This is a genomic window from Paraglaciecola arctica BSs20135 (genome assembly GCF_000314995.1).
Taxonomy (GTDB): Bacteria; Pseudomonadota; Gammaproteobacteria; order Enterobacterales; family Alteromonadaceae; genus Paraglaciecola; species Paraglaciecola arctica.
In genome coordinates, this window is the sequence record NZ_BAEO01000060.1 from 65,815 (window position 1) to 82,021 (window position 16,207).

The window sequence follows — 16,207 nt, forward strand, 5'->3', positions numbered from 1 at the left end:
CATTACAATCCTCGGCCTTATTTTTAGGTGACGAACGGCGGATATGGCAGCAATAGGTATAGATTATGGGACTTCGAACTCCGAGGTGGTGTATTTTGATGGCCAACAGCATCATTTTGTTAAACTCGATCCAAGTCTAGAAGCAGCAAACAAAATTCGGTCCTCGGTTTTTATCTATTATAAAGAAGAACTGCCTAGACCTCCTATCCCAATGATTGAAGCTAAAATAGCGCAATTAAAGCGTGCTATTTCTGACCAAATTGAAAAAGCCAAAGAAGGCTATTATGAAGCGCCAGACCCAAGAGAACAGCGAATACACAGCAATAGGATAGATGAGCTGCGCGCTGAATTTCATAACCTACCCGTTTTACAAGAACGAGCTATTGAGCTTTTGTTAGAAAACATGACTGTGCAAGATTTACCATTGCAACAGCTAGTTGCAACGGGCGAGTTTGCCTTTGGTGAAGAAGGTTTTAGACGTTATTTGAAAACCCCTGAAAAAGGGCGGCTGATTTATTCACCGAAAAACTTTTTGGGTGCCAACTTGGTGGCAGGTCAACAAGAGGCCTTTGTAGGATTGATTGCCAAACAATTAGAATTCTTTCGTTTAAGTGCTGAGCAGCAATTAGGCCAGTCTGTGGATACCGCTGTAATTGGTCGCCCGGTGCGGTTTCATGGCACCAGAGGGCAAGATGGCAACAAGCAAGCTATCGATATTATGACCCAAGCGGCAACGATGGCAGGTTTTAGCAAGGTTGATTTCCTCGAAGAGCCTATAGCCGCAGCATATAAGATTGAACGCACCCTAGATAAACACACTAACGTGTTAGTGGTCGATATTGGCGGTGGTACCACCGATATTTGCTGTATTAAGTTGTCACCAGAAAAACTGGCGAATGTAGACCGTCAACAAGATGTGATGTCGGTCACAGGCACGCGCTTAGGTGGTATGGAGTGCGACAAAAATCTGATCATAAAATCTATTGCGCCGACTATGGGTCAAGGTTTATTGATGTATAACGGTTTGCCTGTACCACCCGCCTATTATTCTGATATGTGTGCGGTAGATGATATTCCGAAGCTCAACCGATTTTTTTCAGATGACTATTGGTTGGATATTTCTAATACCAAGTCTTTGCTCAAAGAGCCCAAGTTGTTAGAACGATTGTTAGAAGTACAAGAAGAAAAACTCTCAGCTAGGCTAGTAAACTCATCACGATTAGCCAAGGAGTTACTTTCTTCAAAAGATGAAATTATTTTACCTCTGCATTATATCGAGGAAGACTACGACGTTAAGCTGAATGTTGATGAGCTTAAGCGCTCTATGCAATCTTGGTTAGCCAGAGTGAAAAGTTTAGTGACCGAATGTTTAGAAAACAGCTCCGAGCCACCAGAAATGTTGTTTATTACTGGCGGTATGAGCTTGTCACCTATAGTCAAAAAAGAGCTATTAGACTTGTTACCTGGTTTGCCTGTTATGGAGGGCGACGCATTTAACTCTGTATGCGAAGGTTTGGGTATTCAAGCGGCCAAATTATCTAATAGTATTCCCTCCTAACAATTGCCCACTTACAACCCCCTAGCTGATTGATAAGCTAGGGGGTTGTTATTAAAATAACCGCATTACTAATCATAGCTGCTTACAAACTTAAATTTAGCGTTGTTCCTAATTGGCGAACTCCGTATGATTGCCTGTACATATAGACAAGGTAATACTTACCATGACAGATACCAATCCTGCACCCGCTGATTTTATGGCGCAAGTTCAAGCCACCCAAACATTATGGGCATTACAAGACCAAGCCAGCGAAGGTTGGGTAGTCCTCGATTCCGTTAATTTTGAAAACACCGACGTAATGCCAGTTTGGTCAAGCATTGAACTAGCCAAAAGCCATTGTATCGATGAATGGGAAGATTATGTGCCTAAAGCTATTACCATAGGCGATTGGTTGGAATTCTGGGTAGAAGACTTAGCCGAAGACAATGTACTCATAGGTGTGGAATGGCGTGACGGCGGAGAATACCTAGAGCTAGAGCTAGCAGAATTTAGTCAGATAATAGCTAAGATAGAAATGCTTTAATATGTGAATTTAAAGGGGCTGATTGATTGGCCCCGAGAGTTTAAATTAAAATGAAGCCACGGGCTAAACAGTATATGTTGAATTAATCTATATCCTATAAGCCAATGGTTATTTGCATCCGTGTTACCTAGCGATGCAAGTTGATATCATTACCGAACCCCCTGTATCTTTTTGTAAAGAACTAACCTAAAGGTTGTAGTTTGGTTGACCACAGCTTTATTCCTTGGCGATTATAATGACTGACTTGAAGCTCCTCGGTTACACCATCAATATCTATCTGCCCAAAAAACTGATAATTATCCGAAGGGGGAGAGCTAGGTTCTAGATCGTCAGGCACACCACAAAATACCACCTGAGGGCCAAAGGTATTATCCATGCTATTAGAGCTAAAAGTGCCTGCGTGTAAAGGGCCACTGACAAACTCCCAAAATGGTTTAAAGTGTGTGTATTGCGCTTTATTTGGATCATAGAAGTGCGATGCGCAGTAATGTACGTCAGCAGTAATAAAGTGCACATTGTCTATATCATTGTCTTTAATAAAACTCAGTAAATCAACAAACTCTAACTCTCGTCCAAGGGGCGGCCCGTCGATATTTGCCATATTGTCAGCAATATTTGTCCCCCAATCGGTGACTTTTACACCTATTGGCATATCAGCTGCGATTATCTTCCATGTTGCCTTTGACTGTTGCAGTGCGTTCTTTAACCAAAGGAGTTGTGCGTTGCCTAAAAAGTGTGTTTTTTTAGTTTCTAGGTTATCTGTGTTTGGTCCGCGAAAACTTCGCATATCTAACATAAAGATATCTAATAATGGACCGTATTCTATCTGCCGGTAAAGTTGCTTTTGAGTAAAACCGAAACTGATTGGGTTACAATCCTGCATGGCTTTTTTAGAATGTTCAGCTAACCAGGTAACTTCAGTGTATTTGTATCGACTGTCATCAATAATCTGCCCTGGATACCAGTTGTTTTTTACCTCATGATCATCCCATTGTTGATAGGTCACAACATTTCGGTGTAAAGCTGCAAGGTGTTGATCAAGAAAATTGTAATAATAACGCTCCCTAAATTCCTGAATACTTTCTGCTACTTTGCTCACTGAGTTATGCTGAATATTGCGCCACACAGTGCCATCGGCGAGTGTTTTTGTTGCAGAAATAGGGCCATCAGCATAAATCAAATCACCACAATGTATGAAAAAGTCGGGCTGTTGTTCCAATATCGCACAATATGTCAACATGCCGTCTCGGCTAGGATCTATGCCATAACCTTGGCCTGCAGTATCTCCAGACCAACAAAAACGGATGTTATCTTTAAGTGTTGGTGTGGTTTTAAATTTTCCTGCCACTTTTGCACTAAAAATGCCTCTAGTAACTAAATCTTCAAAAAATACTCGGTAGTACCAAGTTTGCCCTGGTAGTAATCCACTGAGAATTGTTTTTGCATTATAATCTGTTGGGGCTAAAGCGTAACCTCCAGTAAATTGAGTTGTATGATGAAAGAGAGGATCAGAACTGACCTCTACATGCATAATCGCTGGGCGATCACATCGACTCCAAATAATAGCTCCGTCAACCGATGCTTCCCCAGAACTGATCCCAGTAATGACATTGATGTTTTTAGTGTTGCCAATGAATTGATTTGGTAATGGGCTGCAGGCAGACCCCGCAATCGCAAGGCCACTTAAAATGAAATCTCTTCTTTTCACAATTGATCCTATATAAATGAATGCTTTACTAACAGGTTTATTAAGTTCCCCCTTGCTAGAAAGTAAGGGGGAGAGATTTTGTTATGGGTTAAAAGTTATAACGGCCTTTGAGAGTAATTATTCTTGGCGATAAATATTGGTCGCTGGTAAAGCCCAAGCCGAAGGTGTCGGTATGACGTGAAGCTATAGCTACTTTATCAAATAGGTTTTGAACATTAACTGCAACATTCCATTTTTCACTATATGGTGTGTAGCTTAAATTCAAATTATACAAGTGATAACTTGGCACAATATCCCTTTGCGATGAATTAAACACTCTAGAGAAATATTCGTCTCGGAAGGTGTATCCTAGGCTAGTTTCAAAAAGACCATTATTCATCTCAATAAAGTGATTTAAACGAATATTAGCGGCCGTTTTAGGTATTTTAGCTAACTTATTTCCTGTTAAATCTTGCGCTGTTGATTCTCTAATGGCATTGATTTCATCACTGCTGGCGCCATCAATAATTAGACCAACTGTTAAATTTTCTGCTACAGCGCGATCGATGGCTTCTCGACCTTCAATGATTTTTGAATCCATCATGCTGAGGCTGACATTTAACGTTAAATTGTCATGTATGATTATTTCAGATTCCATCTCAATTCCATAAACCTCTGCCTTAGGAATATTAGAAGCACCTGAATCAAAGCGACCGATACCACTAGATTCAAATAAATAATCTTTATAATCATAATAAAAACCTGCAACGTTAAGTCTTACTTTTTTATCAAAAAGGTCGGATTTATTACCTATTTCATATGCAACAAGGGTTTCTTGCTCAAACACTTCAGGGAAAAAGCGTATATCAACACTGCTATTTGAGCCCGCAGGTTTGATCCCATTTGCTAAGGTGAAATAAGTCATGTTCTGTTGCGACCACCTATAATCAAGACCAAATTTACCTGTGAGATTGTTATTTGATTCACTGGGATTACTCGATATTGGCTCCCTGGTTGGAACACAATTATAGGAACAGCGCTCATCTTCGAATTGATTTTTGGTATAGCGTAATCCCGCAGTGATATTCAAATCTTCTATCAAAGGGTAACTAAGTTGACCGAATAGGGCGTGAGATTTAAAATTACGAAAATCAGAGTTGATGAAATCGATATCCGCATTGTTGGCAAACACGTTTGGCCCTGCAATGGTTTCGTTTAAAGGTTGCCCATCACGACCATCGTCTACAAAATTAGAAGTGCGACTGAAAATCTGAGTATCCAACCAGAAAGCCCCAACTACCCATTCTATGCCCGATTCATTTGGTTCAGAAACGAGGTTGATTTCTGCCGTATTAGAGTGATCAATTTGTCGAAGGTTACCCACAAATTGTGGAATAGGAGCTTCACCAAGTAGGTCTAATACACCTGTCATTTGAAGCGGTGCGGGATCATTAGCCGTAAGATCCGAACGGTCAATGTCAAACTTGCGGCCCATGTCATATTTTTGTTTACTAAAAATGCTATTGAGTTTTGCAAAATCTAAGGTCCAATCAAGGTGTAGGCTGGTTACAGCTGTACTTAGATTGTAAAATTCTGCTGTATCATGATAAACCACCCTGGGGTCGGTCGATTTAGTATCAAAACCTCCCTTTAAAGCGGGCCCATGAGTATCACTTTTGAAGTACTGATGTTGCAATAATAAGGATAAGTTGTCATCTGGTTGCCAACTTACTTGCGCCCTGAATGTTTGATTGTCTACATCATCGAGGCGATAGTTATCTAAGGCTAAGTTTTCGGTATACCCTTCATTTTCACGATGCGACACAGCCACTCTGGTGGCTATAGTGTTACTCAAGGGCAAGTTGAGCATCGCTTTGAGTTCTCTTTGCTGATAACTGCCCATTGCCGCTTCTGCAAAACCATAAGTTTCCGACAACTCCGGGCGTTTAGTTATCACATTCAAAGCGCCACCTGTGGAACTATTACCATATACAGTGCCATCAGGTCCGCGAGTTAATTCTACTCTTTCTATATCTTGTAAATCTGCTAATAATGCATAGTCATTGACCATGAATACGCCATCTACATGATAAGCAACGGCTTGTTTGGTACCCGCATTATCTGGAATTTCATTTCCCACACCTCTAATGCTGATTGTAGGTCGATACCCTTGTACACTCGATACAACAAAGCTTGGTATTTTGTCACTCATGTTGAATACATTATTGATGTTGTTACGTGAGAGGTTATCGCCACTTAACACTGAGATGGATGTGGCTAAGTCTTGCATACTCTTATCTGACTTATGGGCTGTGACCACTATTTTCTCAATGCCAGCTCCCTCTTTGTTTAATGTTTTACCCTGTAGATTGGATGGCAGTTCGTCGGTGACAACTTTTTCAATAACGATAGTATTTTGTATATTTTCTGTCGCTTGGTAGCCACTGCCCGCCAGTGACGCATTTAAAGCATTTAAGACACTGTCAAAGCCGCTAACCACTTTTAGAGTAATACTTTTATTACCCAGATCACGAACAATAATCACTTTGCCGTATTGCTTAGATAAAGTATCAACGGCTTCTTGAATACTTATTTTATCTATTCCAATATTGCCTTGTTGTGCCTGTACAACCGAGCTCATTACTAAACCCAAAGCAATGCCCTTTACCAGCTTACTGAGACTGAAATTCGTGTGCATAAAATACCCTATAGTCTTAAAATTTTAGTTAAACGTGACGAACAAAATCGTTACTCTACAAAGACGTTTGGTATAATAGGATTTTCCAGAAAACAGCTAGGTTTCATAAAAGCTTCATATAACTTAACTTAAAGTTTCGGCCATTAGCGATGCTAAAAAGAGATTTCAGACTCGTTAGTTTTAATATGTATGTTTCCGTACACATCTTTATGCCAGCTAAAATTATGTATGCTGGATAAACTATTTAATAACTGTTCAAGTTGATTTAGCTGAAAAGCGGCGGTAATGGGGATGTCACCTAAACTAGGATCATCAATGTAAATGATGCTTTTATAATATCGATTCAACTTATGAAGCACGTCTTTTAATTGAGTATTAACAAAGTGAAATCTTTTTGAACGCCATTGTGCAAACGACTCGGGGTTAATCTTGGAAGGCAATGGTAATACTTTGTTTTTCTCGAAATGAATCGATTCATTCATCTCAAGGTATCGATATTGATTTTGAGCGGCAACACGTACTTTACCTTTCGCTACTTTTACGAGTATTCCTGAATTCCTTTTTTGCACTTCAAATATAGTACCTAATACTTTGATGTCAGCATCACCCGCCTGTACATAAAAAGGTAATTGTGGGTTTGGGTTAATGTCAAACATCGCTTCCCCTATTAGCAATTGAGTATGGCGCGACGATGACCCTAGCTTAACCAGTAACCGGCTCCCAGCACCAAGCCAAACTTTTGATCCATCAAGGAGAGTAAATTGCCTAATTTCATCTTTAGCCGTACGCAGCTCCAACGTAGATACTATTTCAGCTTCTGAAGGCGCTGTAGGTTGTTCAAGCTCGGGCATCAAGGTAATGAACATACATATCACCAAACTGGCAGCTACTGCATACCAACTGTTTATTTGCCTCTTTTTTCGAAGCTTCTTTTCCGGTTCAAGTAATTTTGGCTGTTCAGATAAGGTGGGAGCATAAGCTAGCGTTCGCCACAATAAAGATGCTTTTCGAAATGCTTTATGGTTATCATCTGATGCTTTCAGCCATATTTTAAAATTTTGTATATCGGCTTCAGAAAGTCGACCAGAATTTGTTTTAATCAACCAAAACAACGATTGCTGTTCCGTATCACTTGTTACTTTCTTCATACTCGCTTCCTACTTAAACTGGCGTTCGTTGAGTATTGGTCTGCTAGGCTCTCTTGTTCCAAAAAATCAGAAGTCAATTTTTCAATCGTTAGATGAAGTGTTCTGCAAATATCGGAGACTGAATAACCTGTTTGCTCAGAAATTTGTTGGTAGGTTAATCCTTCAATTCTACTTGCACGCAACAGTATCTTTTGCTTTTGATTGAGGCTATTCACAAACTCATCAAGCTGTGTGAGGGTTTCGTCTCTTAACATGATAGTTTCTGCTGAAACCTGTTCAATGGCATCTAAGTTGGCTTCTAAAAATATGCTATCGACTAATTTTTCATGGCGAGACTGTTTACGAAAATGATCAATACAAAGATTTTTAGCGAGAGAAAAAAGAAATGCCTTAGGATTAGCGATAGGCTTTTGCAGTTGAAGTTCTGAAACCTTCATAAAGGTTTGTTGAACAATGTCTTCAGGATCGGGGGGCCCAGAGCCAAAATGATTTCTAACTTTTTGGCATAGCTCTAGTCTGTAGCCCTTAAAAAGCGAGTCCAATAACAGAGAATTCATGACTATATTGCCAATACAACAAAATAATAATTTTAATCTGTGTTTATTACAAAAATATGAATGCTGCTCGTTAAATGAGTGAACTCAATTACCAGGTTTAAGCTCGCATGATCAGTTCTTAATACGCGCACAAATAGTACCGTGTCACCTAAACCAGATCTTGTTGCATTGACTGGTGGTTATCGTAAAACACCCGTACTGCAGCATAAAAATCATATCAGTATAATATGGTGATGAGCTCTTTATTAGGGATCTTTAGAGACACTGCTAATGTTGTTTTTATATCCCAATAGACGTTTTATCGAATATATCTTCGCAGGTTTCTACCAATAATATTTGGGCTTAAGTTTTTTATCCTAGATTGTGACCTAGTGAATTTAATTTACATAAAGATATATCAACAGTTTCTGGTATCGTCTAAATCCATACTGCTCTACTATCTAAATGAAAAACATTGTATTTGTAATGTGCCACATAAGCGCTGACGAAAGGTGGCTATGTAAATTTTAAAACTACTCATCTATATGAAAATAAGGGAAATTAATGCAAGAAATTAAGCAAACTGCATTTAATTCTAAGCAACTAAAGCCAAAATTAATTTGGGTGCCATTGACTATTTTTATAATTGGGCTCTTAGTTGCAGTCTATTTAGATAAACAGCAAACGCTTGAAAACCAAAAACATATTCAAACTAAGTTAGATTCCAGACTTGATCAAATTGGTGAAGCCGTAGTAGAAACTTTAACTCTTTATCAGTACGGTCTTAGAGGATTGAGAGGCGCTATTTTGGCTAATAATTTGAATGAGTTTAATTATGCCAAAATGCAAGCCTACAGTTTGTCACGAGACATCGATAAAGAATTTCCTGGTGCTAGAGGTTTTGGTTTAATTCGTCATGTTACGCCACAACAGCAAGATGATTTTGTTGAGCAAGTACGGCAAGATAGGCCAGATAAAACATTTGCAATACAACAATTAGCCTCCCACCAAGATCATTTATTTGTTATTCAATACATTGAGCCTGAGAAACAAAACAATAAAGCAATTGGCTTGGATATTGGTTCAGAATCGGTGCGTCGACTCGCGGCAATGGAGTCGGCTAAATATAATGAAATTAGGCTAACCGCACCTATAACCTTGGTTCAGGCTAGTAACAAAATACGCCATGGATTCTTAATCATGATGCCTATTTATGGAACTCATCCAGTCCCGCAAAACATTGATGAAAGGATGGCCAGTCTCCAAGGCTGGAGTTATGCGCCTATATTAGTAGACGAAGTGTTAAATACTATCAGTGTTATTCAAAACGATGTGGTTTTTAGCATTAAGGATAATGACTCAGATGCCTCTACTACTTTTTATCAATTTGGTGTGTTGGATCAGCAAACTTCTGATTATCGGGCTAACCAATCAATCAACATTTTTGGTCGTAATTGGATTTTACAGCTTACTGCTAAACATTCCTTTATTGAGTCGCTTTTGCTTCCTACAAAACATCAAGTTTTTCTTGTTGCTATGGCCGTCACTATTTTACTCATGTTGATTGTTTTTAGTATTCTATTAACTATGGCCAAAAGGGATCAAGTGTCTGCGCATAAAGCTGAGTTATCCCAAGTAACTGAGAAAGCCCTTAAACAGGCTAATCAGCAACTCGAACAAGAGGTGACGAAAAGAATCAAACAAATATCTCAAGTTAGTGTGTTGCAGCGAAGTATTTTAGAAAGTGCAGGTTACGCTATTATTGCAACTGATGAGAATGGCAATATTACTGTTTTTAACCCCGCCGCTGAGAAGCTCTTAGGATATAAAGCCGAGGAGTTGATAGGCAAGGTTACTGCAGCGATATTTCATGTTGCTGATGAAGTGATAGCCAGAGCAGAAATTCTATCCAAGGAAATGGGCTACAAAATTGAACCAGGATTTGAAGTGTTTGTAGCAAAAGTACGTCTCGGCGGATCTGATATTTATTTATGGAATTACGTACATAAGAGTGGACGGCATATTCCGGTTCGCTTAAATGTTAGTAGCTTACTCGATAACGAGGGAAAACTGTTTGGGTTTTTGGGCATCGCTTATGATTTAACGGAACAACTTGAACATGAAAGTATGTTAGCTGAAGCGTTAGAACAGGCAGAGCAAGCCAATCAGGCTAAATCAATGTTCTTAGCCAATATGAGTCATGAAATTCGCACACCGTTAAACGGCATCTATGGTGCTTTACAGATTATTAAAAAAGAAATCATCACTGCACAAAGCCATAATTTGTTGGATAAAGCGCTGTATTCTACAAAAAATCTGAATATCATCATTAATGACATTCTTGATTTTTCGAAAATTGAAGCTGGCAAGTTAGAGTTAGAAAAAACCGCGTTTAATTTAGCCGAGCTAGTTGAACATTTACGTTCGGACTTGTCTGTATTGGCTAGTCAAAAAAACATAATATTTTATCTATCGAATCAAGTCGATCATCTATTTTGGCAGGGCGATCCTACAAGGATACGGCAGATAATGCTAAATCTCGGTTCGAATGCTATCAAATTTACCGAGCTGGGTAGCGTGACATTTACTGTTAGCTTTGATGAGACTCAAGGTTATTTGATCTTCATAATGAAAGATACCGGTATTGGCATGGATCAGAAACAACAACAACGACTGTTTCAACGCTTTGAACAAGCGGATAGCTCTACCACTCGCAATTTCGGAGGTACCGGATTGGGATTGTCTATTACCCATTCTTTAGTCACACTTATGGGCGGTAATATAACAGTTGAAAGTGACGTCGGGCTGGGCACCATTGTTACCGTAAACTTGCCATTGGATAGTGCAGTTGCTCCAGTGGTTGAGCGGAAAAATTATCAGGCTGATGCAATCAACTTTGCAGGAAAGACGATTCTGGTAGCTGAAGATAATGAAATAAACAGAATGGTAGTTGAAGCCATGCTTGAGCCCACTCAAGCTAATATTATATTCGCCGTTAATGGACTTGAAGCAATAGAAGCACACAAGGTCAATTCTCCAGATGTCATTTTAATGGATATTCAAATGCCAAAAATGGATGGAATAGAAGCGTGCCGACAAATAAAATTCACTCATCCTAATACACCTATTATCGCCCTTACAGCAAACGCCATGAGTGAAGACGTTAAGCGATATCAACGCGAAGGATTTGATGGGCATCTTGCAAAGCCCGTTGAGTTATCGATACTTTTGGAAAAATTGCAGAACATCTTGTTAAGCTAGAACCAATAGGCCATCTTTAAAAGATGGTGTAGTGAATTTTTATATATCAACATAGTAACGAAACACGCCAAATATTAATTGGCGCTAGTCTGAAATTGGTGGTTACTCTTGATAATTCTGACCAACTCCCAGCAGATGTGCATATCTTTACCACAACTAAACAACCTTGGGTAAAATCACCTGAAAATGCCACTGTCTTCGAAGTATTTTATGATTATGTAAAAACATGGAGCAAAGAAAATAAAGCTCATCGGAAACATCTATTAGCTAATATTATTGATATTTAAAGGCCAATTAAAGCTAGTGCATTTATTGAGTCAAAACTACCCCTCCATTTAAGCTCTCTGAACGGTTTCTCTACAAATCCATTCTGAATTTAGTGTTCAAAAATACATCTCCTCACCTTTAGTTTTGGGCTCTTTTCTAAGCATATTTCTTCAAATTCTCTTTTTTCGATTAACCGAATCGTTTTTATGAACTCACTTTTTACATTTCGTTAACTAAACTATGTAGCAAGTTGGCTGATTCATTCATCCAATTATTAACTCGTTTTTAAGATGCGAGTCAGTCGTGGCATTTATCTGGGTCGTCAACATATTGATGGCTCTCTACCGCAGAGTATGGGGAAATAAAATGAACAAAAAACCGATATTTATTAAAACCACATTAGCTGCTTTTGTGAGTGTATTTTGTCTGTCTAGCGTGGCTCTTGCTGGAGAGGAAAAATCTACCGAAATGAGCAAACCTAATGGGCCTGTTGGAATGGGGAAAGTAGTTGAGGGGCAACCTAGGTCCAACAAGTTTTGGTGGCCGGATCAGTTGGATTTATCAGCGCTAAGAGATCATGATGCTAAATCTAACCCTTATGGTGCGAACTTTGACTACGGAAAGGCATTTAATACCCTTAATTTGGATGCCGTTAAAGCAGATATCGATAAATTGCTGACAACCTCACAAGATTGGTGGCCGGCGGATTTTGGTAATTATGGACCATTTTTCATTCGTATGACATGGCATAGCGCAGGTACTTATAGAACGCTCGATGGCCGTGGTGGAGCTGGTGGTGGACAACAACGTTTTGACCCTCTTAATAGTTGGCCAGATAACGGTAACTTAGATAAAGCCAGACGTTTATTATGGCCAATCAAACAAAAATATGGTGAAGCACTTTCTTGGTCAGACTTAATTGTTTTGGCTGGCAATGTAGCACTGGATAACATGGGCTTTAAAACTTATGGTTTTGCTGGTGGTAGGGCTGATGATTGGGAGCCTGACATAGTGTATTGGGGGCCAGAAGTGGAAATGTTGGCTAGTGATCGTGAAGACAGCGGCGGCAAACTGCAGCGTCCCTTGGGTGCGACACATATGGGTTTAATTTATGTTAATCCAGAAGGTCCTAAAGGCAAACCTGACCCATTAGGTTCAGCCAAAAACATTCGAGTAGCCTTTGAACGTATGGCCATGAATGATGAAGAAACCTTAGCTCTAATTGCTGGTGGTCATACATTTGGCAAAATGCATGGCGCGCGAAAACCAGCAGAGTGTCTGGAGCCAGAGCCAGCCGCAGCAGGTATTGAAGAGCAAGGCCTAGGTTGGAAAAATAAATGTGGTAAAGGTCATTCCGAAGATACCACTACTAGTGGACTTGAAGGAGCATGGTCTCAAGCACCAACACGTTGGACGTCTCTTTATTTGAGTAACTTATTAAACTTTGAATGGAAACAAACCCGCAGCCCAGCAGGTGCTATTCAATGGATACCTACAGATGAGTCGTTGCATAAGGTGGTACCAGATGCCCATATTGAAGGTAAATTTAATCCTCCTGTGATGACCACTGCTGACTTGGCATTGAAGTTTGACCCGGCATACAAAAAAATTGCTGAGCGATTTTTGGCCGACCCAGAAGAGTATCGTTTAGCTTTTGCTAAAGCTTGGTACAAATTAACCCATAGAGATATGGGGCCTCCGCGTAATTTCCTTGGTAAAGATGTGCCAAAGGTTATACATATTTGGCAAGATCCTATTTCCCAGAACAGTCAATCAACTATCGATGCAGACGATGTAAAAGAATTAAAAGCTAAGATCTTAGATTCAGGACTTACTCCTGCTGAATTAGTCCGAGTGGCCTGGGCCGCTGCTGCAAGTTATCGTGATACCGATATGCGCGGTGGTGCTAATGGCGCGCGTATCGCGCTTGCTCCGCAAAAAGATTGGCAAGTCAATAATCCTGCAGAAGTCGCTAAAGTGTTAAAAGTCCTAAAAGACATTCAAAAAGATGCTACTAGTGGTTTTTTGAATAATGACAAAGTGTCATTGGCTGACTTGATTGTACTGGGTGGGTCAACTGCTATTGAAAAAGCAGCAAAAGACGCGGGATTTGACGTCAAGGTACCCTTTATTCCGGGCAGAGGTGACGCGACTCAAGCACAAACTGATGTGAATTCATTTAGCCTGCTAGAGCCCAACTCAGATGGTTTCCGCAACTACTTTAACCCTGAGGCTAGCTATAAGTCGCCTACAGAGATGTTGGTTGATAAGGCTGATCAGCTCACCCTTACCGTGCCAGAAATGACAGTGCTAATTGGTGGTTTACGCGTGATGAATGCTAATCATAGTCAAACAACACATGGTGTTTTAACGGACAATCCCGGCACATTAAGTAATGACTTTTTTGTAAACTTACTTGATATGTCTACTATCTGGAAACAATCAGAGACTGAAGGTGTATTTCAGGGCGTTGATCGCAAAACGAAACAAGGCAAATGGACAGCCACTTCTGTTGATTTAATCTTTGGCTCTAATTCAGAACTTCGCGCTGTTGCAGAGGTTTATGCATTTGATACGTCTAAGGAAAAATTTGTAAACGACTTTGTTAAAGCTTGGACTAAGGTGATGAATTTAGATAGATAATTTAGATTTTTATGGGGTTATGGTTAAAGGAGTTAACCATAACTTAATATTTTGTTCACCATCACCATCACCATCACCAATAGCAATAATCCATTATTCAATGTTTAAATGAGAGTTCACAGAATGCTCAGGTTATAGTCAAACACAAATTTAGCATTTTGCTAACTGCTAGAACCTCCATAAGGATGCCATCGATGGAAGATTTCATTTTACACCACTATGACAACTCTCCCTTCGCGGAAAAAATCCGTGCGCTTTTAGGTTATAAAAACGCCCACTATAAAGTGGTTAAAATTCCCATTATTATGCCCAAACCAGATCTTGTGGCGCTAACCGGTGGTTTTCGTAAAACCCCAGTGTTGCAACAAAACAATCATATCTATTGTGATACGCGTTTAATGGCTAGAGTGATTGACGAACAATTTTCCGAAGACAGTATTTTTCCTGCTAATTTATCTCTGACCGCCAATGTTACTGCTCAGTGGGCTGACCAGCATTTGTTTAGTGTTGCCGTGGCGCTGGCGTTTTCTCCAGCTGGTTTTGCGGCTTTTCGTCAAGCGGTACCAGAAAAGTTTGTTGAAGCCTTTGTAAACGACCGAGCAAAAATGAGTGAAGGCGCTAGTGGATTATCTATGGAAGCTAATACCGCGTTTCAGCTTTTACCTATTTACCTAGAACAAATAGAGCAGCAGCTTAAAAGTGTAGGCCCTTTTATTTGCGGCGAACAAATTACAATTGCAGATTTTTCAATTTATCACTGTCTCTGGTTTATTAACAATAATCCCGGTGTGAGTGCATTATTGGATGGTTACCCAAAACTGAATCAGTGGTTTGAAACTATAAAGGCAATAGGGCACGGTTCGCAAACAAGTATTGATGCAGCAGCTGCAATTGATATTGCACATTCAGCTAAGAAGACGTTATTTACCAAGGATGGCTTTTTAGTGGTTAACGACTTTAAATTTGGTGACCTTGTTGAAATTGTACCCACAGACTATGGCATTACACCTGTAACAGGTGAATTGGTGGTTTCTAAGACGGATGAAATCGCCATTAAACGAATCGATGAAAAAGCTGGAGAAGTATACGTACACTTCCCCCGTGTTGGTTACAAAATTACCGCAGCATAATATAACCAAGAATGTGATCCTTGGGCTAAATTCATAAGAAGAATGTACTCATTAGCTATTTTTCGAGTGGATAGCCCAAGATATATGCCCCATTGACTAGATTCTATGTATAATTTTAGTTCACAATCCTTTTAGATTATTCAAAACAACACTCCCGCCTTATAAAATTGAGATACAACAATGAAAACGTTATTCGCACTAAGCTTAATATTTTTCTGTGCCCAAGGTGTCAATGCCCAAAGTGTGACTGACCAGTTGATAGTGGCTTTAGTGGATAAACACTTGCCCCAAGTTCTGCACCAAGAAAAAGCGACACCTTGGCAAATGGGGACTTATGATTTGATAGTACATAAAACGGCTGGCGCAAAGTTCTCTAGTACCCATAAATACTTAAGCCTGACGGTGCCAATTAAAGTCATAATGACGGGGCAGGTTAATAAAGAGTTTTTAGGCCAAAAAATCCTACTTAATTGTTCATCTGAGTTTGTGACTGAAGCTAGATTGGATATTGAACCTGTAATCAATCCACCTGAATCTAAGGCCGATGTTGAAGTATCGGTGCCTGTGCCCGAGGCTAATTTAAATTGTGATGGCTTAATATTGCCTATCAAGCCATTGCTTGAGCAATTGGTCGCAACTAAAAAGCAACAGTGGCAGCAGCAGCTTGAAAAAGACATTGTTATTATGTTTAAACAAGTAGGAATATAAGTTTTGGATTACGAGTTACTTAGCGTTCTTGAAAATTAAGTATGGGAA

General features: G+C 39.7%; 11 protein-coding genes. 7 read left to right on the top strand and 4 right to left on the bottom strand.

Annotated features, from left to right (window positions below; translation table 11 throughout):
* Window positions 1-43 precede the first annotated feature (43 nt).
* Window positions 44-1,558, top strand: coding sequence for an Hsp70 family protein (locus tag GARC_RS19915; protein WP_007623682.1), 1,515 nt, complete (start codon window positions 44-46; stop codon window positions 1,556-1,558).
* Between the two features lie 163 nt (window positions 1,559-1,721).
* Window positions 1,722-2,081, top strand: a complete 360-nt coding sequence (locus tag GARC_RS19920; RefSeq protein WP_007623683.1) for a DUF2750 domain-containing protein — start codon at window positions 1,722-1,724, stop codon at window positions 2,079-2,081.
* A gap of 181 nt (window positions 2,082-2,262) precedes the next feature.
* On the opposite strand, the gene GARC_RS19925 is transcribed toward GARC_RS19920, so the two are convergent.
* From GARC_RS19925 to GARC_RS19940, 4 genes are all read right to left on the bottom strand, one after another.
* A complete protein-coding gene (locus tag GARC_RS19925; protein WP_007623684.1) occupies window positions 2,263-3,789 on the bottom strand; it encodes an alkaline phosphatase D family protein in 1,527 nt (508 codons plus the stop codon).
* A gap of 88 nt (window positions 3,790-3,877) precedes the next feature.
* A complete protein-coding gene (locus GARC_RS19930; RefSeq protein WP_039990120.1) occupies window positions 3,878-6,466 on the bottom strand; it encodes a TonB-dependent receptor in 2,589 nt (862 codons plus the stop codon).
* A gap of 152 nt (window positions 6,467-6,618) precedes the next feature.
* Window positions 6,619-7,614 (bottom strand): FecR family protein, encoded by a 996-nt coding sequence (locus GARC_RS19935; RefSeq protein ID WP_007623686.1) that lies wholly within the window; start codon window positions 7,612-7,614, stop codon window positions 6,619-6,621.
* A complete protein-coding gene (locus tag GARC_RS19940; RefSeq protein WP_007623687.1) occupies window positions 7,611-8,171 on the bottom strand; it encodes an RNA polymerase sigma factor in 561 nt (186 codons plus the stop codon). Before GARC_RS19940 ends, GARC_RS19935 begins: the two co-directional genes overlap by 4 nt.
* Before the next feature lie 543 nt (window positions 8,172-8,714).
* Between GARC_RS19940 and GARC_RS19945 the strand changes: the two genes are divergently transcribed.
* From GARC_RS19945 to GARC_RS27445, 5 genes are all read left to right on the top strand, one after another.
* On the top strand, window positions 8,715-11,411 hold the full coding sequence (locus tag GARC_RS19945) for a CHASE domain-containing protein (protein ID WP_007623688.1): 2,697 nt from the start codon (window positions 8,715-8,717) through the stop codon (window positions 11,409-11,411).
* A 95-nt stretch (window positions 11,412-11,506) separates the two neighbouring features.
* Window positions 11,507-11,698: a GFA family protein gene (locus tag GARC_RS19950; protein ID WP_007623689.1), complete on the top strand. Its 192-nt coding sequence runs from the start codon at window positions 11,507-11,509 to the stop codon at window positions 11,696-11,698.
* Between the two features lie 346 nt (window positions 11,699-12,044).
* A complete protein-coding gene (gene katG / locus GARC_RS19955) occupies window positions 12,045-14,321 on the top strand; it encodes a catalase/peroxidase HPI (RefSeq protein ID WP_007623690.1) in 2,277 nt (758 codons plus the stop codon).
* A 194-nt stretch (window positions 14,322-14,515) separates the two neighbouring features.
* Window positions 14,516-15,451, top strand: a complete 936-nt coding sequence (locus tag GARC_RS19960; protein ID WP_007623692.1) for a glutathione S-transferase family protein — start codon at window positions 14,516-14,518, stop codon at window positions 15,449-15,451.
* A gap of 180 nt (window positions 15,452-15,631) precedes the next feature.
* Window positions 15,632-16,159: a hypothetical protein gene (locus GARC_RS27445; RefSeq protein ID WP_007623693.1), complete on the top strand. Its 528-nt coding sequence runs from the start codon at window positions 15,632-15,634 to the stop codon at window positions 16,157-16,159.
* Window positions 16,160-16,207: the final 48 nt, after the last annotated feature.